Consider the following 26,337-nt stretch of genomic DNA (forward strand, 5'->3'; position numbering starts at 1 on the left):
AAAGAATAATGGGGGACCCCGACATGCAGCGTCGCGATACGCAAAATCCGGATGAAGCACCGCGCATCGATCCTCGATACTACAGCGCCGGCGCGACATGGGAGGACGAAACCCATCGAAATTTGAGGCGTTCGCGCACCTTTGCCTGGCTCTTGACCGGCGCGTCCTTTCTCGTCGCCATCGCCTCGCTCTTTGCGCTCGTCATGCTGATGCCGCTCAAGCAGTTCGAGCCCTATATGATCGAGGTCGACCGAACGACCGGCTATCTGGAAGTCGCCCGTGCGCTGAAGCCGGGCGATCTCTCACAGAACGAAGCCGTCACCGCAGCCAATATCGTGCGCTATGTCAGGGCGCGCGAGACCTATGATCCGAAACAGCTCAAATACAATTTCGATCTGGCGCAGTTGTTGTCAGCCGGCGCAGCGGCAAATGACCTGCGCAGCGAGTTCTCCCCAGGCAATCCCTCATCGAAGGACAAGGTCTATGGGGCCGATACGCAGATCGCGGTTTCCGTGAAGTCGCTCTCCTTCCTCAACAAAAGCACTGCAACGGTCCGTTTTTCCACCGATGAGAAGCGGGATAACAGCATCAGCCGCCAACATTGGGTGTCTGTGGTGAAGTTCCAGTTCACCAACGCTCCGCTCAAGAACGAATACCGCTTTGACAACCCCCTGGGTTTCCAGGTCGTGGAATATCGCCGCGACCAGGAATCCCTGCCTGCTGCCGGAGGGGCTGGACAATGAAGCGCATCTTACCCAAAGCCCTTGCCGCTGTAATTGGCCTGGCGCTTGCCACTGCGGCCCCGGCCCGCGACCAGCGCATCCGCTATGTCACCTTCAACAATGATGCGGTTGTCGCCATCGATGCCGGGCTCGGCGTGTCGACCATGATCCAGTTCAGCCCGAATGAGCACATCGAGACCGTCTCGGCCGGCGATACGATCGGCTGGTCGATTGTGCCAAAGAAGGGCTCGGCGATCCTTTTCGTCAAGCCGCTGGTCGAGAGGGCCGAGACCAATGTCAATATCGTCACCGACAAGAGACTTTATTCGCTGCTCCTCAGGAGTTCTCAGAGCCCTTCGATCAGGACGGCCTTCCAGGTCCGGTTCAAATATCCCGATGAGGATATCAACGCCGGCCTTCTGGCGCTCGCCGAAGAGAGCGCCCGAAACCCTTCGCTGAAGCGCCTGAACCGGGCCGATCTCAACTACGACTATGCCTATAAGGGCGATGACACGCTGAAACCCCGCGTCGCATTCGACGACGGCAAGACGATGTTCCTGCAGTTCACAGGCGATGTGCCGGCGATTTTCGTGGTGGATGCCAAGGGTCGCGAATCCCTCGTCAATCTGCGCACCGAGGGCGAATACACAATCATCGACAAGGTGGCGCCGCAGTTCACGCTGCGGGCCGGCGACAGGACCCTGTGCCTTTATAACCGCCAGTCGCATCCGCTGAATGCCGACCCGATCGAGCAGATCTACGGCCCGGCCAGGATCAGCCAACGGAAGAAGAACGGCCCACTGTTTCCTGGAAAGGACCGCTGATGTCGCAGATTGATCACAACGATCTCGACGGCGCCAGCGTCGTTGCCCGCCGCAACGCAGGCTTCGGCGGCAAGGTCGGCGTCTTCGCCCTCGGTGTGCTGCTCGTTCTTGGCCTTATCTACGTCAACTGGTCCGACAGCTTAAATGATTCCCTGACCGGCAATGATGAATTCAGTACGGGCCAATATTCCACCCGCAACCTACCGCCTTCATTCGAGCAGAGCCAGGCGCCCGCCACGCTCCAGGCATTGCAGCAATCCGCCAGCGTCGAGCGGACGGTTCAGGCCGGCAGGGATCTCGATGCCGAACGCCGACTGCTCGAGCAGAAGATGCGCGAGGAGGAGGAGGCCCGGCTGCGCGAAGAAGCACGCAAGAGAGCCGAGGCCGAACGGCTGCGGCGCGAGAAGGAGCAGCAGGCGTTTTGGGAGCGTCTGCGCTCCAGCCAGATCGTCACTGACGCCACGGAAACGGAAGGCGCCCGGCAGCAGACTGCCATGTCGATGCTGCCTGATGGCCAGTTGATCCCCGTGCCGGGCGCCGATACCGATCCGAACAAGGCATTCCTCGCGCAATCGGAGACCCATAGCAACGCCATGGCCAAGGCAACGCGCAACCTGCGCACCGACGCGTTGATTGCCGAAGGAACCGTCATACGCGGTTTCCTCGAAACCGCCATCAACACCGACCTGCCCGGAATGGTGCGGGCTGTCGTGCGCGAGGACGTCCGTTCGCTCGACGGACGACGCATCCTCGTTCCGAAGGGCGCGCGGCTCATCGGCGAATACAAATCCGATCTCGAACAAGGGCAGGTTCGCGTCTTTATCGTCTGGAACCGCATCATCCGCACAGACGGCGTCTCCGTCGATATCGGCTCGCCAGGCGCCGACAATCTCGGCCGCGCCGGCATGGCCGGACGGGTCGACAGGCACTGGCTTGAACGCTTCGGCTCGGCCATCATGCTTTCCATCATCGGCAGCGGGGTCGATTATGTCTCATCACTCGGCAAAGACAGCAAGGGCACGCAAGTCACCGTCAATGCCGGCCCGCAGGCAGGCGCGTCGGCAGCATCGAGCCTCGGCAAGATCGCGGAAGAGGATTTCAAACGGACCGGCAAAATCCGGCCGACGATCAATGTCGATCAAGGCTCCCCCGTCCTCATCCTTGTCCGACGCGATCTCGATTTTTCTGATCTCTACGCCGATCCGGTACAGCAGGAACTCGCGCGCCTTCGCCGCGGCGGCAAACCACGCCGGGCCATCGATCCCGTTCCCCTCTACATGACCCCGAAGGACAACTGGTATCCTCCGATACCGGAGAACTGAAACGATGAACATCATCGCCAACACCCGGGCCGAGATCGACATATGGGCGCGCTTTCCCATCCTGCGCATGGAGCTGGAACCGCTGCAGCGCTTTCTGCAGGAGGAAAACGTCTCGGAACTGTCGATCAACCGGCCGGGCGAGATCTTTATCGAACGTCTCGGCGCGAATGAGATGGAGCGGGTGGTCGACCAGGATCTGTCGGCGAAATGGATTGCCAATATCGCCACCCTCGTCGCCGGTTCGACGGACCAGATCGTCAATGAGGAAAGGCCGATCCTGTCGGCAGCGCTGCCGAGCGGCGAACGCATCCAGTGCGTCCTGCCGCCGGCAGCACCGGATGGTGGCGCCATATCGATCCGCAAGCAGGTCATCAAGGATATGACGCTCGATGACTATGCCGCGGCCGACGCCTTCCACGATACCCGCATGGGCGGCGACCTCGCGCTCTCCGACGAGGAGCACGAGCTGATCGGCATGCTTTCGGGCGACCCGATGGACTTCATCGCAAAAGCCGTCCGCAGCCGCGTATCCATCGTCGTTTCGGGCGGCACTTCCACCGGCAAGACCACCTTCCTCAACGCACTCTTGAAGCTGATCCCGCCGGAAGAACGCATCATCACCATTGAGGATACGCGCGAATTGAAGCCGGTGACGGCGAATTCGCTGACGCTTCTCGCCTCGAAAGGCGACCAGGGGCTCGCCCGGGTCGATGCCCAAAGCCTGCTCGAAGCCGCTCTGCGCATGCGCCCCGACCGGCTGCTTCTGGGCGAACTGCGCGGCGCCGAAGCCTTCGCTTTCCTGCAGGCAATCAACACCGGCCATCCCGGATCGCTCACCACCGTTCACGCCAACTCCGCTCGTTCCGCTTATGAACGCCTGGCGCTGATGGTCATGCAGGGGGGTGTCAAGCTCTCGCGCGAGGAGATCATGGCCTATCTCAGGGAGGTGATCCCGATCGTCATCCAGCTTTCTCGTCGGGAGGGCGGCAGGCGTGTCATCAGCGAGATCAGATTCACCAGGGCCGAGGCATCCGATTAACAAATGCGTTCACCGGGAGATGACGATGACGATACGCTGGGTCTCAATTCTCGCGCTGCCGTTCTGCATCATCCCGTTGCCGCTTCATGCGGCAACCACGGAGGCAGGCAATCCGATGTGGCCGTCCGGCTATGTCTGGGAGTGCAAGCCGGCGTCGAAAACCGTCTGCGGCCGGGAGAACGCATGCCGGGCCGACCGGCCGGAACCGGAGGGTTTTCTGCTGGATTACAATCACAGCCAAGTCACCTTCGGTCCGGATGCCGTGAAGATCCGGCGTCACTACGCCCAGACGGTGGCAGGCAGCCCGCTTCAGGCCGAAGTCAAGGTCGAGCTTGCCGACAACCGCGTGCTTTGGCTCACGCCGGTCGATGCCAGCCGCGTCTTTTCCAATATCTGGACCGGAGCCTTGATCGAGCCGAAAGGCGGCGTTGTTCTTTCGATCATCTCCAGCATTCTGTGCAGTCCGGCACAATAGAAATGAAGAACATCTACATCCAATAATATTCAATAAATATTTTAAGGAATATTCATGTTACGCCGAAGAAAAATACTTTCTCCGGAAGATTATTATGATTTCATCTCCCCCCAATATGACAGCATGTTCATTGATCCAATCAGTCGGGCGGAAGATGCGGTCGTCAAGATCATTCTCAACAACGCGATAAAACCGGGTGCAAAGATGCTCGATTGCGGCTGCGGCACTGGGCTTGGACGAGCGATGACGGCGGATATCACCGATGATTATCTCGGCATCGATATCTCGGATGCAATGGTGATGCAGGCCCGCCGGAGCCATCCTCTCAATTATCGCCAGGAAGGCATGTTCCTCGTTGCCGACATGGCCAAGCTGGACTTTCTCGGTGATAATAGCTTCGACTGCGTCATATCGCTCAATAGCGCGTTCTCCCATGTGGGTGACGGTAGGGCAGCCGCGGTGGAAATGACGAGGGTGCTCAAGCCCGGCGGCATGCTTCTCGTCATGGCCTACTCCAGATATTCGCTGTCGCGCCTGAGGACATTCTGGCGCAACGGCCTGTGCTCGCGCGAAGGGCCCTACACCGTCAGGAATGCCGATAAGGGCTGCGCCTGCCGGGCGCGGTTTTACACGTCGAAAGAGCTTGAACGCTGCTTCAGCGCGCTGACGGAGACGAGGACCTTTCCGCTCAATATCCTTCCCGACAATTTCCCCTGTGGCCGAAATATGCACAGGCTCATTGCGCTGATGACGCGCGAAACCAGGCTTCCCGGTTTTCTGCATGGCCTCGGCCATGCGCTGATCCTGACTGGCGTAAAGCGTAAAGCCGTTCACTGAAAGTGATCAGACCATGCGATCCAGCGCCTCGCGCTGCTTGTGCATCTCCAGAAAGATACGATAGTCGCAGGCGAGCGCCTCGCGCGCCTGCGACGACGGCTTCCGCTCCAGCCCGCCCTTCTGCATTCCGGCGCAGGCGGCGGCGAGATCGGGATAAAGCCCGGCGGCGGTCGCCGCCACCATTGCCGTGCCCAGCAGCATGGCGTCTTCCGCCTGCGGCTCAATAACCGTGCAGCCCGTGGCGTCGGCATAGAGCTCCATCAGGAGCGGGTTCTTGATGTGGCCACCGGTCACGTGCAGCGTATCGATCGTATAGCCCTTGGCGTTCAGCGTCTCCAGAATGTGGCGCACGCCCAATGCAATGGCGACGGCCGTTCGCCAGTAGAGACGGCACAGGCTGTCGAAGGAGGAATCGAGCGTCAGACCGCTGATCACGCCCACTGCATGCGGGTCGGCGAGCGGCGAGCGATTGCCGTGGAAATCCGGCAGCACATGCAGCCGCTTGGCGAAATCCGCACCCTCTTCAGCTTGCAATTCCCGAACCCGCTCGACGATGCGCCGGTGCATGGCCGCATCCGGCTCACCGCCTGCCCCGTGCCAGCGGATGATATGGTCGAGCAGCGCGCCGGTTGCCGATTGCCCGCCTTCGTTCATCCAGCAATCGGGAAGCACGGCGCCATAATAGGGACCCCATACGCCCACCGTCGGGCGTGGCGCCTGCGAAAGCGCCATCACACAGCTCGACGTGCCGGCGATCAGAGCCAGATGGCGATCGATCTCGGCGATATTGCCGGCATAGCCGCCGAGCACGCCAAGCGCACCGGCATGCGCATCGATGAGCCCGACGCCGACGCGGCATGCGGGACTCAGCCCCAGTTCCCTGGCTGCCTTCTCCGTGAGAGGTCCGAGCTCCTTGCCGATCGGGCTTGCCTTCTCCGGCAGGGCGCCCTTCTCCCGCATATCGGCGATGCCCACTTTGTCGAAGAAGTCCTGCTGCCAGCCTGGCTCCTCATGGGCGAGATAGGTCCATTTGCAGGTCAGCGTGCATTGCGAGCGCTCCAGCGAACCGGATGCCCGCCAGGTGAGATAATCCGCAAGATCGAGGAAGTACCCAGCATTTTCCCAGGTCGCGGGCAGATTGCGCTTCAGCCACATCAGCTTCGGCGTTTCCATTTCGGGCGACATGACGCCACCAATATAATCGAGGACGCGATGTCCCGTCGCAGTGCATTCGTCAGCCTCTGCCAGCGCGCGATGATCAAGCCAGACAATCGTATCCCAGCGGTCCTCGCCGCTGGGCGAGACGGTCAGCGGATCGCCATTGCGGTCGCGCACCACCAGCGAGCATGTGGCGTCGAAACTGATGCCCGCCACATCCTCGGGCACGATACCTGCCTTGACAATGGCGGCGCGCACGGCGCGGCAGACCGACTGCCAGATATCCTCGGAATCATGCTCCGCGAAATCCGGCTTCGGCCGGTTCATCAGGATCGGGTGTTCGGCGCGCCCGAGAAGATCGCCATTGCGCGAGAAGACGCCCGCACGCGCGCTTCCGGTCCCCACATCGACCGCCACAACTCTATCGCCCATCATTAGACCTCCCAAGGTGATCGAAGCCGGAACATAGAGCAAGTCCAGGAAAAATGGGAACTGTTTAGGGAGCGGAGGTAAAGCGGCTATACCGTGGAGGAAGAATGCAGCATATCGGGCAAGCGGGCCATTTGATCGAACATACGGTCCGGCGCCAACAGCCGCAGCGTCTCGCGATGGCTCTTGCCGCCGGCATGTCCGCCGCCGGTGAAGGCGAAGACACGCATTCCCGCCGCCTTCGCCGCCTGTATCCCTGCCGGGCTGTCCTCGATGACGAGACAGTCCGCAGGCGCAACTTTCATCCGGTCCGCTGCATAAAGAAAGAGATCTGGCGCGGGCTTGCCCTTTTTCACCATAGTGGCGCTGAAAATGTCAGGCTCGAAACGGTCGATGAGGCCCGTCACCGAGAGGGAAAGGCGGATACGCTCCGGCTGGCTGGAAGACGCCACGCAGAACGGCACCTCCAGCCTGTCGAGCGCATCGATGATCCCAGGGATCGGCTTGAGCTCTTCCTGGAACACCTCATAGAGCCGCGCCCGCCCCTTCTCTAGCGCCGCGTGGGTGAGGTCGACCTGGAACTCCTCGCTCAATATCGCCGTGATACTGGCAAGGCTCCTGCCGAGAAAGCGTTCATAGGCTTCCTCGGCATCCATGGTGAGGCCGGCATCGGCGAGCGTCTCCATCAGCACCCGGATCGCCAGCGGTTCGCTGTCGACAAGCACGCCGTCGCAATCAAAGATCACGAGGCCGGGATCGATCGCCTTCACATCCATCACCGCATTACCAGCACGTATAGCCGCCGTCGGCAAGCACGATAGAGCCGGTGAGAAGACTTGCCGCATCGGAGGCCAGAAAATGCACGACGGAGGCGATTTCATCAGGCTGGCCGACACGCGCCATGGGCGTCATCTCCAGCCAGGTCTTGTACATCTCAGGATTTTCCTTGATGCCGAAGGCTGTCAGCGGCGTCTCGATATAGGTGGGCGCCACGGCATTGACGCGCACGCCCCGCGCACCCCACTCGGCCGCAAGCGATTTGGTCAGGTGATGCACGGCAGCCTTGGACGCGTTGTAGAAAGCCTGTGGCTGCGGCTTGTTGACGATGAAGCCGGACATCGAGCCGATATTGACGATCGCGCCTTTGTCCTGTTCCAGCATCTGCCGGCCGAAGGCGCGACAGCACCAGAACAGGCCGTCGACATTGACGTCCATATGGAAGCGCCAGTGTTCGTCGGTCGTATCCTCGGCGCGCACATCGCTCTGGGCCACGCCGGCATTGTTGACGAGGATATCGACCCGCCCATGCTCCTTGACGATCCCGGCTGCAACCGCGTCGACTTCGCTGGATTTGGTGACGTCGAGTGTGACGCCATGCGCCTTTATGCCGAGCTTCTTCAGTTCCGCGACGATCGCCTCGACCCGCTCGGGCAACATCTCGGCCACGATGACGGTCGCGCCGGCCTCGCCAAGCGCCTGTGCGCAGGCGGCACCGATACCCTGCCCGCCCCCCGTCACAACGGCGACACGCCCATCGAGTTTCAGTTTCTCGAGATACATCGATATGCCCTTTCAGCTCATCCAGTTGCCGCCGTCGACATTGTAGGTTTGCGCGACGACGTAATCGCTCTCAGGACCGGCGAGGAATATCGCCATGCCCGTCAGATCTTCGGCCCTGCCCATGCGCCCGAACGGCACGGCCTCGCCCACCAGCCGCTTCTTCTCGCCGAGCGGCCGGTTCTCATATCTAGCAAACAGCGCATCGACGCCGGCCCAGTGCTCGCCATCGACCACGCCCGGTGCGATCGCATTGACGTTGATGCCGTATTTAATCAGGTCGAGGCCTGCGGACTGGGTAAGGCTGATAACGGCGGCCTTTGTCGAACAATAGATGGCCACCAGCGCCTCGCCGCGTCGGCCCGCCTGGCTCGCCATGTTGATGATCTTGCCGCCACGCCCGCGCCTGATCATAGACCGCGCCACCGCCTGCATGGTGAAGAGAACACCATGCACGTTGACCGCATAGAGCCTGTTATAGCTCTCTTTGGTGATCTCGATGATCGGCGCCATGTCGAAGAGCGCGGCATTGTTGACGAGAATGTCGATACCGCCAGTCTTCGTCTCGGCTTCCGCGACGGCTTTCTCGATCGATGCGATGTCGGTTACGTCGATATGGACGGCATGAGCGCCGTCGCCGATCTTCTCAGCACTTTCACGTGCGCGGTCGAGATCGATATCGGCAAGAACGACGGTCGCGCCTTCCCGCACATAGGCCTCTGCAAATGCGAAACCGATGCCGCGAGCAGCGCCGGTGATGAAGGCGGATTTTCCTCCGAGACGTCCACTCACAGCGCCTCTCCGTTTTCGGCGAAGCGATAGAGCTTTTCGGCTTCCGGGGTGAGGAAGACCCGCTCGCCATGCTTGACCGGAAACTCGCCCGGCGCACGCGCCGTTACCGAACCGACACCGTCGACATCGACATGGACGAAGGTGTCCGCGCCCAGATGCTCCACCACCGTAACCTTCCCCTGCCAGGGACCTTCCGTCTTCGAAAGCACGATATGCTCCGGCCGCACGCCGATCGTCGCGGCCTTCTCCCTGGCCGCTGCCGCGCCATCGATCAGGTTCATCTTCGGCGAGCCGATGAAGCCTGCGACGAAGAGATTTTTCGGGTTTCGGTAGAGTTCGAGCGGCGACCCCACTTGCTCGATGCGCCCGGCATTCAAGACGACGATCTTGTCGGCCATGGTCATCGCTTCCACCTGATCATGGGTGACGTAGATCATGGTGGTCTTCAGCTGATGATGCAGTTCGCTGATCTCCAGCCGCATGTTGACGCGCAGCGCCGCGTCGAGGTTTGAAAGCGGCTCGTCGAAGAGGAAGGCTTTGGGCTGGCGTACGATGGCGCGCCCGATCGCCACGCGCTGGCGTTGCCCGCCGGAGAGCTGGCGCGGCTTGCGGTCGAGATAATCGGTCAAATTGAGCACACGGGCGGCGGAGCGCACCTTGTCATCGATGGCGGATTTATCCTCCCCCGCCATCTTCAGCGGAAAGGCGATGTTGCCGTAGACGCTCATATGCGGATAGAGCGCATAGGACTGGAACACCATCGAGAGCCCGCGCTTCGCCGGCGCTTCATGCGTCGCATCCGTACCGTCGATGCGGATCGTACCGCTGGTTACATCCTCGAGCCCGGCGATGATGCGCAGGAGGGTCGACTTCCCGCAGCCCGACGGGCCGACGAAAACCACGAACTCACCGTCAGCGATCTCCAGATCGATCTCTGGAATGACATTGGTGGTTCCGAAGGATTTCGAGACCTTTTCGAGTGTTATGCTTCCCATGAAACCCTCCCTCTATTATTCCGCGCCGCACTCATTTCACCGCCCCGAACGTCAGACCGCGTACGAGCTGGCGCTGCGAGAACCATCCCAGAATGAGGATCGGCGCGATCGCGAGCGTCGAAGCCGCGGAAAGTTTCGCCCAGAACAGCCCCTCCGGGCTCGAATAGGATGCGATGAACGCGGTGAGCGGCGCGGCGTTGGCCGCCGACAGGTTGAGCGTCCAGAACGCCTCGTTCCAGGCCAGGATGATGTTGAGGAGCAGCGTCGAGGCGATCCCCGGCACCGCCATCGGCGTCAGCACATAGATGATCTCCTTGGCGAGCGAGGCGCCATCCATGCGCGATGCCTCGAGGATCTCGCCCGGGATCTCCTTGAAATAGGTGTAGAGCATCCAGACGATGATCGGCAGGTTGATCATCGTCAAGACGATGACGAGACCGAGCCGCGTGTCGAGCAGCCCCCAATCGCGAAAGAGCAGGTAAATCGGCACGAGCACGCCCACCGGCGGCAGCATCTTGGTGGAAAGCATCCACATCAACACGTCCTTCGTGCGCTTCGTCGGCGAGAACGCCATCGCCCAGGCTGCGGGAATGGCGATTGCGAGCCCGATCAGGGTGGAGCCGAAGGAGATCACCACCGAATTCATCACATGCTTGAAATAGTTGGATCGGCTCTGCACATCGAAATAGCTCTGCAGCGTCCAGTCGAAGAACAGGAAATGCGGCGGCGAGGCGATCGCCTCACCCTCCGTCTTGAAGCTCGTCAGAATGGTCCACAGGATCGGAAAGAAGATCACGAACCCGACGAGCCACCCGATAATGGTGAAGGTCACCTTCCTTCGCGTCGTAATTGCGCGGGCCATGGCTCAAGCCTCCAGATTCTTGCCGATCAGGCGAATGAGGAAAATGGCGACGATATTGGCGAGGATGACCGCGACGATGCCGCCGGCCGATGCGCCGCCCACATCGAACTGCAGGAGCGCCTGCGCATAGACGAGGTAGGTGATGTTGGTGCTCTCATAGCCCGGGCCGCCGTTGGTCGTCACCAGGATCTCGGCGAAGACGCTGAGCAGGAAGATCGTCTCGATGAGCACCACCACCGTCATGGCGCGGGCCAGATGCGGCAGCACGATATAGATGAAGCGCGAGATCGGACCGGCGCCATCCATCTCGGCAGCTTCCTTCTGCTCCTCGTCGAGAGATTGCAGTGCCGTCAGAAGAATGAGCGTGGCGAAGGGCAGCCATTGCCAGGCGACGATCATCGTCACCGAGAAAAGCGGCAGGTTGGCGAGCCAGTCCACCGGTTGCAGGCCGAACAGCCGTGCGATCCAGGCGAAGATGCCATAGACCGGATGCATCAACATGTTCTTCCAGACCAGTGCCGACACCGTCGGCATGACGAAGAACGGCGCGATCACCAGAAGGCGCACGATGCCTTGGCCGAAAAAGGGCTGATCGAGCAGCAGCGCCAATAGCGTGCCGCCGACAATGGTGATGAGGAGAACGCCGCCGACCAGCAGAAGCGTATTGACCAGCGCCGCGCCGAATGCCGGATCGGTGAGGAAATAGCGATAATTGAGCGTTCCCGCCCATTCCTCCATTCCCGGCATCAGGAGATTGTACCGCAGCAGCGAGAAATAGAGCGTCATGGCCAGCGGCACGATCATCCATACGAACAACGTAAGGACGGCCGGGGTCATCATCAGGCGGGCGGCGGACCGCGTGCGAAGGGTTGCCATGGGTCTAATCCCATTTTCTCGGGTGCGGGAGCGGGAACCGACCGGAGCTGCCCTGTCGTCGGGTGAGCAGCCCCGGTCCGCGAAGAGTGATCCAGGCCGATTACTTGATGTAACCGCCCTTCATCATCTCGCGTTCGCTGAGCTGCTGGGCGTTCTGGAGCGCCTGGTCGACCGAAACCTGCCCCGCGAGCGCCGCCGAGAACTGCTGCCCGACCGCGGTTCCGAGTCCCTGGAACTCGGGAATGGCGACGAACTGGACGCCGACATAAGGCACCGGCTTGACCGTCGGCTTGGTCGGATCGGCCGAGTTGATCGAGTCGAGCGTCATCTTGGCGAAGGGCGCAACCTTCAGATATTCCTGATTCTCATAGAGCGAAGTGCGCGTACCGGGCGGTACGTTGAGCCAGCCATCCTTCGAAGCGACAAGGTTGAGATAATCCTTGCTCGTTGCCCAGTTGATGAACTTCTCGGCAGCCTCGGTCTTCTGCGATCCTGCCGGAATGGCGAGAGTCCACGCCCAGAGCCAATTGCCGCGTTTTCCCAGCCCCTTGTCGGGCGCCAGCGCGAAGGCCACCTTGTCGGCCACTTGGCTTTCCTTCGGATCGCTGACGAAGGAGGCGGCCACCGTAGCGTCGATCCACATGGCGCATTTGCCTGTCTGGAACAGCGCCAGATTCTCGTTGAAGCCGTTGGAAGATGCTCCGGGAGGGCCCGCTTCCTTCATCAGATTGACGTAGTATTCCAGCGTTTCCTTCCATTCCGGCTGGTCGAACTGCGGCTTCCAGCTCTCGTCGAACCAGCGAGCGCCGAAGGAATTGGACATGGCGGTGAGCAATGCCATGTTCTCGCCCCAGCCGGCCTTGCCGCGCAGGCAGATGCCGTACATTTCCTTGCTCTTGTCGGTCAGCTTGCGGGCGGCTTCGCCCACGAAATCCCATGTCGGCGCGTCGGGCATGGTGAGCCCGGCCTGCTCGAACAGATCCTTGCGATACATCACGAACGAGCTTTCGCCATAGAATGGCGCAGCATAAAGCTTGTCCTCATAGGTCAGGCCGCTACGGATCGGCGGCAGCAGATCGTCGACATCGTAGCTCTGGTCCGCAGTCAACTTGTCCAGTGGCAGGAGCCATCCCTGCTTGGCCCAGATCGGCACCTCATAGGTGCCGATGGTCATGATGTCATACTGGCCGCCCTTGGTGGCGATATCGGTGGTGACGCGCTGGCGCAGCACATTCTCTTCCAGCACCACCCATTGCAGGTCAATATCGGGATTCTTCGCCTTGAAGTCGTCGGCGAGCTTCTGCATGCGCACCATGTCGCCATTGTTGACCGTGGCGATCGTCAGCGTCTCGGCCTGCGCAAAACCGGCCATCGCAATGAGCGAGCAGGCGCCGAGCATCAGCGATTTCAATCTCATCTGTTCCTCCCAAACATTAGAGCACCCATGGTTCCACGCGGACACGTGGAAACGAGCATTTGCTATTAATGTGGGCAATTACTCACAATATGACGAGAAGTGTCAAGCCCTATTCGTCGCCGCGGTGCAGCAACGAGACATGTCTTCGGCAGCTGGAAAAGCCTATATCTCGCGTTTCAGCAGCGCGGCAGCGGTGGCTTCATCGGTGATCAAGCCATTGACCAGGCGGCCTTTTACCGCCGCCGCGATTGCCGGCTGTTTCTTCGCGCCCTTGGCAAGCGCGATGATGAGGGAATTCCCGCCGCTCGGGATGGGCGCGCTGGCGACACGTTCATTTGTCAGCCCCTCGAGCATCCGGCCCTCGCTGTCAAACGACCAACCCAGTATTTCACCGACACCGCCCGCTTTCTGCAGCGCTTTCAGCTCGACCTGTGAAACGAAGCCATCGAGAAAAAGGGGAGCGTCGTCGCCAAGGTCACCAATGCCGAGGAAGGTGACATCCGCCTTCGCCGCCAGTTCCAGCACCGGGCGGATCATCGCCTGGGCATGCAGGAGCTCACGCTCCTCCGGCGAGGAGGCGATGACCGGCAGCGGCATGGGGAAGCTGCGCGCGTGAATCGCATCGGCGATATTGAAGATGACGTTATAAAAGGCGGCCGAGCCGTCGGGAGCGATATTGCCGGTGAGCGAGACGACCTTGTGTTGAGGGCATTCCATCGGCGACAATTGCTCGATCGCCGCCTTCAGCGTGCGCCCCGTGCCGATCGCCATGATGATCGGCTCGGGCGATTTCAGCCAGCGTGCCATCTCCTCCGCTCCGGCCTCGGCCACGCCCAGCGTCGTTGATAATGAGGCGGGATCGGTCGGCACCACCTCGGCGAACCGCAGGCCGAATTGCTTCTTGAGCTGTGACGCGAGTTCCAGGCAATTGGCGATCGGATGGTCGAGGCGTACCTTGACCAACCCTTCTGAAACGGCAAGTGATACCATGCGCTGCGCCGACTGGCGGGAAATGCCGAGCTTGGCCGCGATCTCATCCTGCGTATTGCCGGCTATGTAATAAAGCCATCCCGCGCGCGCCGCATCGTCGAGCCTGGTATTGTTGTTGTCGCGCCTTGAACTCACCTGACTTGCCGCCTCCTCAACCGTAATGGCTCAAAATGCGATAGGCAGGTGATGGACGCAACTCCTTTGACCGGAATGCGTCGGAGTGACCAATCGGATTAAAACTTGACTTTCATAGACATATTTTGTTTCTTCCGTGCAAAGATCCTCATGGCATCGGGCTCATGACGTTCCACCCCCAGATGAAAAGCAAGGTCGAAGGCGTCTCCATCGTGGACGGCCTGCATTGGCGCGCGTGGAACGGCGTCATCGCCGATGTCTGGTCGGTGATCTGCGCCGAAGGTGCTTCCGGCCAATATGTTTCCAAGGCGCCGCGCCTTTTCGTCGTGCTCGACAACGACGGCGTAGGCCGCTTCGCCATCAGGCAGAGCGAGCACCAGCAGCCCACGCCAAAGAGCGCCGCTCCCTACCGGATGAGCTATATCCCCGCCGGCATGCCGATCTGGAGCGAAGCGGAGAACACCGGCTTTCTTCGTCATCTCGATCTGCACTTCGATATCGAGGCGCTGTCCCGGCGTTTCGCCGGTCAACTCGACATCGAGAAGCTCTCGGTTCCTCGCCTGATGTTCTCCGACGAGCGCATCGCCCGTCTCGCCGGTCTCATCGCCGCTGAATGCTTGAACGACGATCCGCTGCACGACCTCTATGGCGACGGGCTGGCGGCAGCACTTTTCGCTGATCTGTTCAAGATCGGGCAGAAGCCGGAGAGGAAGCGCAGTCAGCTCTCACCGCGCCAGTTGCGCCGCACGATCGATTTCATCGAGGCGAATTGCCTGCGCTCCATCAGGCTGCGCGAGTTGGCCCAGCTCGCTGGCCTGTCGGAAACCTATTTCAGCCACGCCTTCAAAGCCTCGACCGGCATGCCGCCGCACCAATGGCAGATGCACGCGCGCATCAGGAAAGCGTGCGAACTGATGAACCGCAATTCGGTTTCGCTGACCTGGGTGGCCTCGGCGACCGGCTTTTCGGACCAGGCTCATTTCACCAGGGTTTTCAAGCGCTTCGTTGGAACAACCCCGGCCGCATGGCTGCGCGCGCAAAGCAGCTGATGCCGAGATAAAGGCCCAAAAGCATTCAAACCAGAGCAAGAACCGACAATCCATGTATAGATTGTTGATATAAAAACTCATCTTATTTCGACAGGGTTAAGGGTTGGCTGACTTCCGATCGCCGCATTTGGAACCGGAGGCGGTTACCCCGTCAAGCAGGGGCTAATTGCAATGAACACACCGCGCCGGAAGCTTATTCTCCGTATTCTCCTGGGCAGCACGGCGACACTTCCCGTTCTCCTTTCTTCACCGCTTCAGGCACAGGAGAACGGCACGCCGATCCAACTGCAGCAGATCACCGTCGAAAGCGGAGAAGGCGGAGAGGCGAGCGCCACCGGCCCGGTCAAGGGATTTGTCCCTGAAAATACCGCTACCGGCTCCAAGACCGACACGCCGATCGAGCAGATCCCGCAGGCCGTCTCCGTCGTCGGACGCGAGGAGATGGACGATCTCGGCGCGCAGAAAGTGGATGAGGCGCTGCGCTATACCGCCGGTGTCTTCGCCCAGCCCTTTGGCCCCGATTTTGATACCAACTGGCTCTATATCCGCGGCTTCGATGCGACCCAGTCCGGCACCTATCTCGATGGACTTCAGAACTTCAGCTATGGCTTCGGCGGCTTCCTGATCGACAGCTTCGGCCTCGAGCGCATCGAAGTGCTGAAGGGGCCCGCCTCCGCCCTCTATGGCGGCGCCAACCCGGGCGGCATGGTCAATTATATCAGCAAGCGCCCGACCGGCGAACGCCTGCGCTATGTCGAGGCTGGCATCAACTCGTTCGGCAACGGCTATATGGGCTTCGACATCGGCGACAAGGCCTCCGACGTAGTCGATTACCGCATCAATGGCATCATCGCCGGCGGCGACGGCTATACCGATTTCGAGAAAGACTTCCGTGGCGTCATTTCGCCCAGCATCTCCTGGAGCCCGGACGCGGCGACGAAGCTCACCGTTCTCGCCAACTATACCCATCTCGACGGCACGCATAATGGCGGCGCCTTCCTGCCCTATTTCGGCACGGTGGTGGACGCGCCCTTCGGCAAGATTTCGCGCAAGCGCAATTTCACCGAGCCATCGATAGATAGCTACGACCGCGAGCAGGCGTCGATCGGCTATGAACTCGAACACACCTTCGAGAACGATTGGACGGTGCGGCAGAATCTGCGCTACGGCTTTGCGCATGTGAAGGAGCATAGTCTCTATGCTTATGGCTATGAGGACGGAGCCTGGGGCGGACTGATGGAGCCACTTCCCGGCAGTTCCGATCTCCATCGCATCAATTTCCGTCACGACACGACGGTCAACACCTTCCTCGTCGATAATCAGTTGCAGGGCAAGGTGACAACGGGCGCCATCGAGCACACCCTGCTCTTCGGCATCGAATATAAATATTTCAAAATCGATCAGATGCAGCAGACGGGCGGCGCCACGCCGATCGACGCCATAGACCCAGTCTATGGCGAGCCGCAGGGGCCGATGTTCGATCCCTATATCGATCAGGATCTGCGTCGCAATCAGATCGGCATCTATGCCCAGGACCAGCTCCGCTTCGGCGATGGCTGGATCATGACCCTCAACGGCCGCTACGATTACGTCTCGGATAAATCCGAAGGTCTTCCAGACTATCGCGATCATCAGGGCGAGGCGAGCGGCCGCTTCGGCATCGGTTATGAATTTGAAAACGGCCTGACGCCCTATGCCAGCGTCGCCACCTTCTTCAATCCGGTTATCGAAAACCTCCGTCCGGGCGAACAGGCGAAAGCCGAAACCGGCCAGCAATATGAGGTGGGCATCAAGTATCGTCCGCAAGCGTTCGATGGTCTCATCACCGCCTCGTTCTTTGATCTGACCAAGCAGAACGTAGTGACCGGCCCGTTCAACGACAAGACGCAGATCGGCGAAGTGAACTCGCGTGGCGTGGAACTGGAATTGCAGGCCAATATCACCGATGCCTGGCGCGTGACGGCCGCGTTCACCACCTACAGGCTGGAAGTGACCGAGGACGACAACACCGCCATTATCGGCAACCGGCCCTACCTCCTGCCGGAGACGCAGGCCTCAGTCTTTGCGCAATACACCTTCCTCGACGGCGCGCTTCAGGGGCTTCAGCTCGGTGCCGGCGTACGCTATGTCGGCTCCTCCTATGCGGATGCGGAGAACCAGTACAAGGTTCCGGATGTCGCGCTGGTCGACCTGAAGCTCGGCTACGAGAAGGACAATTGGGGCGTCGACCTCAATGTCACCAATCTCTTCGACAAGGACTATGTGGCGGGCTGCCAGACGGTCCAGTCCTGCGGCTACGGCGAAGGCCGCAAGGCGCTGTTGAAAGCGCATGTAAAGTGGTGAGGACCGTCGTTTCTTAAGTGCAGTTCGCTTCTCAATGAAACGTTGTGACAACGATATCCCCCTCTGGCCTGCCGGCCAGAGGGGGGTGAATAGGCCAAAACTTGCGAAGGCTTGGACAAGCCTTTACGGGACCTGATGGCCATCGACCGGCAAAAACCGACGAGACGCAGCGTACTCGCCCTTGCGGCGAGCGCATTTGCATGGCCGGCCGTGCTTTCCGCCGCCCCCCTGCCCCGCATCGCGGTGATCGACTGGGCCATGCTGGAAACGGCGCTTGCCATAGGCGTCGTTCCCGTCGCCGCCACCGAGCTCATCCAGTTCCGCGAAATCGCCATTGAGCCGGAAGTGCCGCAAAGCGTCACGGACCTCGGCCTGCGCGGCACGCCCAATATGGAATTGCTGCGCATCATCGCGCCGGACCTCATCCTGAGTTCCAACTTTTACGAATATCGCCGCCCGGCTTTCGAGCGCGTCGCGCCGGTCTTTTCTCGGACGATCTATGAGACCGGCGTTCCGCCCTTCGATCCCGCGCGAGACGCCATGCTTGCGCTTGGCCAGAAGCTCGGCCGGGAAGACGCCGCGCGCAGCTATATCGCGGCATTGGGCGCGGAAATCGCCGTCTTGCGCGAGCGCGTCCAGACACGCGCCCACCGCCCCGTCTTCCTCATCAGCATCGGTGACAGCAGGCATTTCCGTGCTTTCGGCGGCGACAGCATGTTCGGCGACGTGCTCACCCGCATCGGCCTTGCCAATGCATGGACGGGAACCACCAGCTATTCGGCGACCGCGCCCGTCGGCATCGAGGCGCTGGCGGCGGTTCCAGACGCGGATATCGTGGTCATCGGTCCTGTCCCGCCCGAGGCGCGCGACATCCTGCCCCAAAGCCCCATTTGGAATGCGCTGCCGGCGGTGAGCCAAGGCCGCGTGGCCATGCTCGATCCCATCGACCATTTCGGCGGCCTGCCCGCCGCCCGCCGCTTCGTCCGGCTTTTGGGCCATGCTGGGCCATTCCTGCAGGAAAACCGTTGAGAGCGCCCTGTTTGATGGAATCGCCAGGCGCCCCCCTCTGCCCTGCCGGGCAGAGGGGGGCGCTGTCCCGCCAGCGTTTCCGTGTAATGAGATGTTCCGATGAGTAACATCGTTCTTCCCCGCCGCTCCATCCTCGTATGGGCGCTGGCGGCGCTCGCCGCCGCCATTCTTTGCGCCATCACCATAGCCGGGCATCTGTCGCCCGGCAGCGCCGTGCCCGCGCTCCAGCGCATCATCCTGCTGAACGCGACCTTGCCGCGCGCGGCGATGGCGCTGCTATGCGGGGCGGCGCTCGGCCTTTCCGGGCTGCTTCTCCAGCGCGTGCTGCGCAATCCGCTTGCCGAACCCTCGACGCTCGGCATCTCCGCCGGGGCGCAGCTCGCCATGGCGGCGGCGGCCATCTATGCCCCCACGCTGCTGGAAGCGGGCCGCGAGGGCGTGGCGCTGGTGGGCGGGCTGGCGGCGGTCGCCTTCATCCTGGCGCTGAACTGGCGGCGCGATCTGGAACCGGTTTCCGTCGTGCTCGCCGGCATGATGGTTTCGCTGACCGCCACCGCCGCAAGCGCCGCGCTCATTCTCGCCAATGGCGAATATATGTTCTCGCTGTTCATCTGGGGCGGCGGAACACTGTCCCAGCAGGGCTGGGGACCTACGATTGCTATCACGTTGCGGTTGGCTTTCGTTGCTTGCGCCTCTCTCCTGCTGCTACGCCCGCTCACCATTCTCGGCCTCGATGAAACGAACGCCCGCAGCCTCGGCGTCGCGCTCTACGCCACCCGGTTCATGGTGATCGGCCTTGCCGTCTGGCTGGCGGCGAGCGTGACGGCGGAAGTCGGCATCATCGGCTTCATCGGCCTTGCCGCACCGGCCCTTGCCACCTTGAGCGGCGCGCGTACGCCGCGCCAGAAACTCATTGCCGCGCCACTCATCGGCGCGGTCCTGCTCTGGCTCGCCGATGGGCTGGTGCAGCTTTTCGCGGGCTCCGGCGGCGAACGCATCCCCACCGGCGCAGCGACAGCCCTCCTTGGCGGCCCGCTGCTCCTCTGGCTCCTGCCGCGCTTGCGCATGCTCGAATGGCCATCGCTCAATGCCAAGCCGCCCGCAACGCGCCGCGCGTCCTATCCACTTCTGACGCTAGGCATCCTCCTGCTTCTTGCACTTGTCATGCTGATCCTCGCGCTCATTCTCGGACGCGGACCGGATGGCTGGAGCCTTGCCCATGGCGTATTACTGCAGGATATTCTCACCTTCCGTAGCCCCCGTGTCGCCATCGCCGCCGCCGCTGGCGCGATGCTCGCCGCTGCCGGCACGATCATGCAGCGCCTCACCGGCAATCCGCTGGCGAGCCCGGAAATCCTGGGCGTCGGCACCGGCGCGGGCGTCGGCCTCGCCGCAATCCTCTATCTGAGCGCCATGCCGGGGCAAGGCCTTCAATTGGCAGGCGCATCCGCAGGCGCGCTCATAGTGCTCGCTGTCATGCTCGTGATTGCCGCGCGCAGCGGCTTCGGGCCGGAGCGCCTGCTTCTCGCCGGCATTGCCATGAGCGTGCTGTGCAGCGCCGTGCTGACGGCGGCCATCGCCACGGGCAACCGGCAGGCCTTCCAGCTTCTCCAATGGCTAAGCGGCTCCATCAGTGAAGTTGACACCGGCGAAGCCTGGCTTGCCTGGGCGGCAGCGTTTCTGCTTATCACGCCGCTCTTCTTCACCTCACGGTGGCTCGATGTCCTGCCGCTGGGGCGCACGACCGCGCATGCCCTCGGCCTGCCGCTGGCAATGAGTCGGCTCCTGCTCATCGTTCTCTGCGCCGGCCTCACGGCATTTGCCTCCCTGCTCGTCGGTCCCCTGAGCTTCATCGGCCTCATCGCCCCGCATCTGGCACGGCTCATCGGCCTTCACCGGCCATTGCCCGGCCTTATCGGCAGCGTGCTGATCGGCAGCGGATTGATGGTCCTTTCCGACTGGCTGTCGCGCATGGTTGCCTTCCCCTATCAACTGCCGCTTGGCCTCTTTGCTTCCCTTATCGGCGGTACCTATCTCATTTGGATGCTAGGGCGAGGAGAAAGCCGCGAAACTGCCTGAGTTCTCCTTTGTTTCCTTCAAAACGGGAACCGCTCTATGATGGTGATTCCAACAGGGAGCTTGATCATGGACCTGCGCACCTTCCGCCGTGACTTCATTACAAGGCCGCTGTTCAGACAGGCCGCGCGAGTCATGCCGCCGATCTCCGAGACCGAGCGGGAGGCGATCGACGCAGGCACCGTCTGGTGGGACGGCGCGCTCTTCACCGGCAATCCCGACTGGAACAAGCTTCTCGCCATGCCGCGGGCAAAGCTCACCGAGGAGGAGCAGTCCTTCATGGACGGCCCGGTGCGCGAGCTTTGCGCCATGGTCGACGATTGGAAGATCGTCTGGCAGGATCGCGACCTGCCGACCGAAGTCTGGAACTTCATGCGCCGAAAGAAATTCTTCGGCATGATCATCCCGAAGAAATATGGCGGTCTCGGCTTCTCTAACACCGCTCATTCGGAGGTGGTGCGCACGGTTTCCTCCTGCAGCGTCGTCGCCGGCGTGAGCGTGATGGTGCCCAACTCGTTAGGCCCGGGCGAGTTGCTCATGCATTTCGGCACCGACGAACAACGCGATTATTGGCTGCCCAGGCTCGCTGACGGGCGGGAAATCCCCTGCTTCGGCCTCACTTCGCCCGATGCCGGCTCCGATGCGGCGGCAATGACCGACACCGGCATCGTCGAATACGGCATGTGGAAGGGCAAAAAGACCCTCGGCATCCGGCTCAATTTCCACAAGCGCTACATCACGCTCGGCCCCATAGCGACCGTCATGGGTCTGGCCTTCAAGATGCACGATCCGGAAAACCATCTCGGCCGTGGGGAGGATCTTGGCATCACCGTCGCGCTGCTCCCCACATCGACCCCCGGCGTCAGCCATGGCGAACGCCACATCCCGCAATTCACCTATTTCCAGAACGGGCCGCTCTACGGCAAGGACGTGTTCGTACCTCTCGATCATATCCTCGGCGGCGAGGAGCGGATCGGCCAGGGCTGGAAGATGCTGATGACGGCGCTTGCCGCCGGACGCAGCATCTCGCTGCCCTCGCAATCCGCGGCCTCCGCCGCGATCTGCGCGCGCACCACCGGCGCCTATGCCCGCATCCGAACCCAGTTCAATGTCCCGATCGGCATGTTCGAGGGCATCCGCAAGCCGCTCGCCGATCTGGCCGCCAATACCTATCTGATCGATGCAGCAAGACGCCTCACCATTGCCGCGCTCGACGAGGGGCACCGGCCATCAGTGATCTCGGCGATCATGAAATATCATGCCACGGACCGCATGCGCGATTCCATCATCAACGCGATGGATATCCATGGCGGCAAGGCGATCGTCGATGGTCCCAGGAACTATCTCGGCGGCCAGTACCGCTCGGTACCGATCGGCATCACGGTCGAGGGCGCCAATATCCTGACCCGCAACCTGATGATCTTCGGCCAGGGCGCGATCCGCTCCCATCCCTATATGCTCGAGGAATTGCTGGCCCTCTCCGATAGCGACAAGGCGCGCGGTCTCGATCGTTTCGACAAGACATTGTGGAAGCATATCGGCCACGCCTTTGCCACCGCCGGGCGGGCTTTCCTGCGCGGCTGGTCCGGCGGCCATCTCGCCCCAGCGCCCGAAGGCGCGGCGATGCGCAATCACTGGAAGCAGCTCTCGCGCTATGCCTCGGCTTTCGCGCTCCTCACCGATCTGTCGCTTGCCACGCTGGGCGGCGCGCTGAAGCGCAAGGAGATGATTTCGGCCCGCCTCGGCGACATCCTCTCCGAACTCTATCTGCTGGGCGCCGTCCTGAAGCGCTTCGAGGACGAGGGCCGGCCGCAGGAGGACGGGCCCATCGTCGACTATGTCATGGCGCAGGGGCAGAGCCGCATCGCCGCTGCTTTTGCCGGGGTACTCGATAATCTGCCGGCGCGCTGGGCGGCTGTCCTCATTCGCCTGCTCGCCTTCCCTGTCGGGCTTCCCGACGCAGTACCGTCGGACAAGCTGACCAACGACGTGGCTGAAACCTTGATGCGCAATTCGCCCCAGCGCGACCGGCTGACGCCGGATATCTATCTCGGCGAAGGTCGTCAGGAGCACCCGTTGAAGGATCTCGAACAGGCCTTCGCGCTTGTCGAAGCCGCGGAGCCCATCGAGAAGAAGATGCGGGAGAAGCGGGTGCGCAATGCGGAAGAGGCCCGTGACAAGAGCATCATCAGCGATATGGAGTTCGCGCAGCTTGCCGAAGCGAAGGCGGCAGCCGCCCGCGTCATCGCCGTCGATGCCTTTGCCATGGAAGAGATTTCACCGATCGCCGCGCAGCATCGGCAGAAAAAGCCATCGCCGCGTCCCAAGCGCGCTGCACCACGTCGGAACAGCGCCGCAAGTTCTACTTGAGCACCCAGCGGAATGCCCGGCGCAATTCGTTGGCACCGTTTCTGTCATACCAACGGCCATGCGCCAGGATGATGCGCTCGGGTTGCCACGTGATCATCGTTTCGATCGCCGCGCGTAATTGAGGCTTCTGCTTGGAAAAGGTCAGCCGCATGTCGCGCGGCATCTGGCCGTCGGGGTCCTGCACCCCGCCGAACCAGGTTAGCCACCGCATGAGAAATGAATCGAGCTTGCGCGGCTCGAAATTCTCGATGAAATCGGTGAGCACCAGCGTCCGGCTCGGCCGATGAAAGAACTCCACCTCCGTCATGAAATCGCCGGTGACGGGAAGCGTCGCGATATCCTTGTCCCAGGGATAGCCTCCATCGCGGTCGAGCAGCGTATATCTGAAATCGATGCGGCCCTTCGACTGCTCCTCGATCCGCGGCGCGAGATAGATATCCGCATCAGCAAAGGCGTTCCGCCAGTCCGGCACCCACCAGTAATGGATGCGGTTGGGGCCGATGATCCAGCGCGGCCGGCCAATGGCCTCGATCTCCGCTTTCAGCGATGGTACCAGCGGCGTGGGGGAATGGATGAAGAGTTCGCCTTTGCCGAGGCGGATCACCGTCATTCTTGTCGGAAAGGGCATCTTAGGCCATGGCATGCCGAAGCGGATGACCGGGCCGTCGACGACCCATACATTCTCACAGACCGCTTTCAGCGTGTTCAGCGGCGGATAGGTGATATGCGCGTGCCTTTTCATCCTTGCCCCGTGGATTGTCCAAAACCTCGGATACAGTTTAGCGGGGTTTGAACAATTGCACCAACGCGGAACCAAACGGCTATTCCTGCGGTTTCCCGGCATGGAAAAGATATTGGCCGATATCGCCGCCGATATGCTGCCGGATACCGCCATTCCGTACCATATCATCCTGGCACGAATTTGCGGCGCCCTGGTTCTCGTAGCGCTGATCGGCATCGACCGGGAAAGCCGCAGCAGGCCTGCCGGCCTGCGCACGCACCTGCTCGTCGGGCTGGCAGCCGCCGTTTTCGGCATTCTTGCCGGTGAAATCACCAAGGCGCCGCTCTACCAGATCGAGCAGGTCAGGATCGATCCCCTGCGCATCGTCGAGGCGGTGACGGCCGGCGTGGCTTTTCTCGCCGCCGGGCTGATCGTCTTCGGCAAAGGCCAGGTGCATGGGCTGACAACCGGTGCCGGCATGTGGCTTGCGGCCTCGATCGGTCTTTCGACTGGCTATGGTTTCTGGATCATTGGCTTTTTTGCGACAGCAATTGGAGCCATCGTTCTGCGCTTGCTTTACCGTGTCGAAAGATGGCTGCAATGGAAATGATGACGGCCTCGGCGAGGCCGATTTGCATCCTCTTTGCGACACTGGCACTATTGTTCTCCGTCTGAATCGATTTTTTAGAACGAGGGGAGAGAAAAATGACGGATACACCAACGCCGGCCCCGCCATTGGGATTCGACGAACACGGATTGGAAGCCGGCCAGGACAATGTCCAGATCGCCGGGCTCGACGTTCACAATCCGGTCTTCTTCATCTCCGCGGTCACGATCGTGGGCTTCGTCATCCTCGCGCTCATCTTCCGCGATTTCGCCGGGACAGTGCTCGAGGGCCTGAGAACATGGCTGACCTCGACATTCGACTGGCTGTTCATGATCGCGGCCAATATCTTCGTGCTGTTCTGCCTCGTGGTGGCCATTTCGCCGCTCGGCAAGGTCAGAATCGGCGGCATCGATGCGGTGCCGGACTATTCCTATTCCGGATGGTTTTCGATGCTGTTCGCTGCAGGCATGGGCATCGGCCTGATGTTCTTCGGCGTGCTGGAGCCGATGTATCATTTCAACAATCCGCCGCTCGGCGCGGCACCGCCTGTTGTCGACGGAGTTCTGGTAGAGGGCGCCGTTGACCGCGCCCGCGAGCTCGGCATGGCGGCGACGATCTATCACTGGGGGCTGCATCCCTGGGCGATCTACGCCATCGTAGCGCTTGCCCTGGCGCTTGCCGCCTATAATAAAGGGTTGCCGCTTTCGGTCCGCTCTGCCTTCTACCCGATCTTCGGCGAAGGCATTCGCGGATGGCCCGGCCACGTTATTGACACGCTGGCGGTCTTCGCCACGCTTTTCGGCCTCGCCACCTCGCTCGGCTTCGGCGCGTCACAGGCGCTCGCCGGCCTCAACGATCTCTATGGCGTGCCCAATACGGATATGATGAAGGTGCTTTTGATCATGGGCATCACGGCAATCGCGCTCGGCTCCGTGGTTGCCGGTCTCGATGCCGGCGTGAAGCGTCTATCCGAAATCAACATGCTGCTTGCCGTGGCATTGATGCTGTTCGTCATAGTGCTCGGCCCGACGATGTCCATCATCACCGGCTTCTTCACCAACGGCTTCAACTATATCAAGGATCTGCCGGCGCTCGCCAACTGGATCGGCCGCACCGACGAATCCTTCGTCCATGGCTGGACCACCTTCTATTGGGCCTGGTGGATATCCTGGTCGCCCTTCGTCGGCATGTTTATCGCCCGCATTTCGCGCGGACGCACCGTGCGGGAGTTCATCACCTGCGTTCTCATCATCCCGACGCTCGCCTCCATCCTCTGGATGACGACTTTCGGCGGCACCGCGCTGGAGCAGTTCCTCAATGAGGGCTATATGGGCGTGCAGCAGACGGTGGTCGATTATGTTCCGGAGCTTTCGCTGTTCAAGATGTTGGCGGATTTGCCACTCGCTTCCGTCACTTCGTTCATGGGCATCGTTCTCGTCATCGTCTTCTTCGTCACATCGTCCGATTCAGGCTCGCTGGTGATCGACACCATCACCGCCGGCGGCAAGGTCGATGCTCCGGTCAGGCAACGTGTCTTCTGGGCGATATTTGAAGGACTGGTAGCGATCGCATTGCTGCTCGGCGGCGGGCTCGCCGCACTCCAGGCGGGCGCCATCGCCACCGGCTTCCCATTCGCGATCCTGCTCCTGCTGATGCTCTATGCGACATGGAAGGTGCTGCGCAGCGAGCCGCATCGGTAACGCCGATCCGGG

At 61.4% G+C, this 26,337-nt stretch carries 23 protein-coding genes; 13 read left to right on the forward strand and 10 right to left on the reverse strand.

Going from position 1 to position 26,337, the window contains the following annotated elements; translation table 11 throughout:
• Positions 1–23 precede the first annotated feature (23 nt).
• From ATN84_RS18500 to ATN84_RS18525, 6 genes are read left to right on the forward strand one after another with little or no spacing between them, the layout of a single operon-like run.
• A complete protein-coding gene (locus ATN84_RS18500) occupies positions 24–743 on the forward strand; it encodes a VirB8 family type IV secretion system protein (protein ID WP_068883594.1) in 720 nt (239 codons plus the stop codon).
• The gene (locus tag ATN84_RS18505) at positions 740–1,546 is read left to right on the forward strand and encodes a TrbG/VirB9 family P-type conjugative transfer protein (RefSeq protein WP_068883367.1); all 807 of its coding nucleotides are present in this window, start codon (positions 740–742) and stop codon (positions 1,544–1,546) included. The genes ATN84_RS18500 and ATN84_RS18505 overlap by 4 nt, the downstream gene beginning before the upstream one ends.
• Entirely contained in the window at positions 1,546–2,868 is a 1,323-nt protein-coding gene (virB10, locus tag ATN84_RS18510; protein ID WP_068883369.1) for a type IV secretion system protein VirB10, read from the forward strand. Before ATN84_RS18505 ends, virB10 begins: the two co-directional genes overlap by 1 nt.
• A gap of 4 nt (positions 2,869–2,872) precedes the next feature.
• Positions 2,873–3,907 (forward strand): P-type DNA transfer ATPase VirB11, encoded by a 1,035-nt coding sequence (gene virB11 / locus ATN84_RS18515; protein WP_068883371.1) that lies wholly within the window; start codon positions 2,873–2,875, stop codon positions 3,905–3,907.
• 25 nt (positions 3,908–3,932) lie between these two features.
• Positions 3,933–4,382, forward strand: a complete 450-nt coding sequence (locus ATN84_RS18520) for a hypothetical protein (RefSeq protein WP_068883373.1) — start codon at positions 3,933–3,935, stop codon at positions 4,380–4,382.
• 54 nt (positions 4,383–4,436) lie between these two features.
• Positions 4,437–5,219, forward strand: a complete 783-nt coding sequence (locus ATN84_RS18525) for a class I SAM-dependent methyltransferase (RefSeq protein WP_082766360.1) — start codon at positions 4,437–4,439, stop codon at positions 5,217–5,219.
• Between the two features lie 6 nt (positions 5,220–5,225).
• Here the strand turns inward: ATN84_RS18525 and ATN84_RS18530 are convergent, their stop codons facing one another.
• The 9 genes from ATN84_RS18530 to ATN84_RS18570 form a co-directional block, all read right to left on the reverse strand.
• Entirely contained in the window at positions 5,226–6,809 is a 1,584-nt protein-coding gene (locus tag ATN84_RS18530; RefSeq protein ID WP_153020289.1) for an FGGY-family carbohydrate kinase, read from the reverse strand.
• Positions 6,810–6,895: 86 nt separating this feature from the next.
• Positions 6,896–7,582 carry an HAD family hydrolase gene (locus tag ATN84_RS18535; protein WP_068883379.1) on the reverse strand — a complete coding sequence of 229 codons (687 nt, stop codon included), beginning with the start codon at positions 7,580–7,582 and terminating at the stop codon, positions 6,896–6,898.
• Positions 7,583–7,589: 7 nt separating this feature from the next.
• Positions 7,590–8,366 carry an SDR family NAD(P)-dependent oxidoreductase gene (locus ATN84_RS18540; RefSeq protein WP_068883381.1) on the reverse strand — a complete coding sequence of 259 codons (777 nt, stop codon included), beginning with the start codon at positions 8,364–8,366 and terminating at the stop codon, positions 7,590–7,592.
• A gap of 12 nt (positions 8,367–8,378) precedes the next feature.
• Positions 8,379–9,155: an L-iditol 2-dehydrogenase gene (locus tag ATN84_RS18545; protein WP_068883384.1), complete on the reverse strand. Its 777-nt coding sequence runs from the start codon at positions 9,153–9,155 to the stop codon at positions 8,379–8,381.
• Positions 9,152–10,150 (reverse strand): ABC transporter ATP-binding protein, encoded by a 999-nt coding sequence (locus tag ATN84_RS18550; protein ID WP_068883386.1) that lies wholly within the window; start codon positions 10,148–10,150, stop codon positions 9,152–9,154. Before ATN84_RS18550 ends, ATN84_RS18545 begins: the two co-directional genes overlap by 4 nt.
• A 31-nt stretch (positions 10,151–10,181) precedes the next feature.
• Entirely contained in the window at positions 10,182–11,012 is an 831-nt protein-coding gene (locus tag ATN84_RS18555; RefSeq protein WP_068883388.1) for a carbohydrate ABC transporter permease, read from the reverse strand.
• 3 nt (positions 11,013–11,015) lie between these two features.
• The gene (locus ATN84_RS18560) at positions 11,016–11,888 is read right to left on the reverse strand and encodes a carbohydrate ABC transporter permease (RefSeq protein WP_068883391.1); all 873 of its coding nucleotides are present in this window, start codon (positions 11,886–11,888) and stop codon (positions 11,016–11,018) included.
• Positions 11,889–11,988: 100 nt separating this feature from the next.
• Complete coding sequence (locus tag ATN84_RS18565; protein WP_068883393.1) at positions 11,989–13,305, reverse strand: ABC transporter substrate-binding protein; 1,317 nt, start codon at positions 13,303–13,305, stop codon at positions 11,989–11,991.
• Positions 13,306–13,467: 162 nt separating this feature from the next.
• A complete protein-coding gene (locus tag ATN84_RS18570) occupies positions 13,468–14,430 on the reverse strand; it encodes a sugar-binding transcriptional regulator (protein ID WP_068883395.1) in 963 nt (320 codons plus the stop codon).
• Between the two features lie 164 nt (positions 14,431–14,594).
• Here ATN84_RS18570 and ATN84_RS18575 point away from each other — a divergent pair, with 164 nt between their 5' ends.
• From ATN84_RS18575 to ATN84_RS18595, 5 genes are all read left to right on the forward strand, one after another.
• Positions 14,595–15,479, forward strand: coding sequence for a helix-turn-helix domain-containing protein (locus tag ATN84_RS18575; protein WP_068883397.1), 885 nt, complete (start codon positions 14,595–14,597; stop codon positions 15,477–15,479).
• A 171-nt stretch (positions 15,480–15,650) separates the two neighbouring features.
• Positions 15,651–17,822 carry a TonB-dependent siderophore receptor gene (locus ATN84_RS18580; protein ID WP_068883399.1) on the forward strand — a complete coding sequence of 724 codons (2,172 nt, stop codon included), beginning with the start codon at positions 15,651–15,653 and terminating at the stop codon, positions 17,820–17,822.
• A gap of 135 nt (positions 17,823–17,957) precedes the next feature.
• Positions 17,958–18,851, forward strand: coding sequence for an ABC transporter substrate-binding protein (locus tag ATN84_RS18585; RefSeq protein WP_068883401.1), 894 nt, complete (start codon positions 17,958–17,960; stop codon positions 18,849–18,851).
• A 99-nt stretch (positions 18,852–18,950) separates the two neighbouring features.
• A complete protein-coding gene (fhuB, locus tag ATN84_RS18590) occupies positions 18,951–20,930 on the forward strand; it encodes a Fe(3+)-hydroxamate ABC transporter permease FhuB (protein ID WP_068883403.1) in 1,980 nt (659 codons plus the stop codon).
• A 66-nt stretch (positions 20,931–20,996) separates the two neighbouring features.
• On the forward strand, positions 20,997–23,297 hold the full coding sequence (locus ATN84_RS18595) for an acyl-CoA dehydrogenase (protein ID WP_068883405.1): 2,301 nt from the start codon (positions 20,997–20,999) through the stop codon (positions 23,295–23,297).
• Here the strand turns inward: ATN84_RS18595 and ATN84_RS18600 are convergent.
• Positions 23,290–24,039: a DUF4336 domain-containing protein gene (locus ATN84_RS18600; RefSeq protein WP_068883407.1), complete on the reverse strand. Its 750-nt coding sequence runs from the start codon at positions 24,037–24,039 to the stop codon at positions 23,290–23,292. The two genes, ATN84_RS18595 and ATN84_RS18600, sit on opposite strands and share 8 nt — an antisense overlap.
• 100 nt (positions 24,040–24,139) lie before the next feature.
• Here ATN84_RS18600 and ATN84_RS18605 point away from each other — a divergent pair, with 100 nt between their 5' ends.
• Entirely contained in the window at positions 24,140–24,628 is a 489-nt protein-coding gene (locus ATN84_RS18605; protein WP_068883409.1) for an MgtC/SapB family protein, read from the forward strand.
• Positions 24,629–24,723: 95 nt separating this feature from the next.
• Positions 24,724–26,325: a BCCT family transporter gene (locus tag ATN84_RS18610; protein WP_068883411.1), complete on the forward strand. Its 1,602-nt coding sequence runs from the start codon at positions 24,724–24,726 to the stop codon at positions 26,323–26,325.
• Positions 26,326–26,337 lie beyond the last annotated feature (12 nt).

This window comes from Paramesorhizobium deserti, assembly GCF_001558695.1.
Lineage (GTDB): Bacteria > Pseudomonadota > Alphaproteobacteria > Rhizobiales > Rhizobiaceae > Paramesorhizobium > Paramesorhizobium deserti.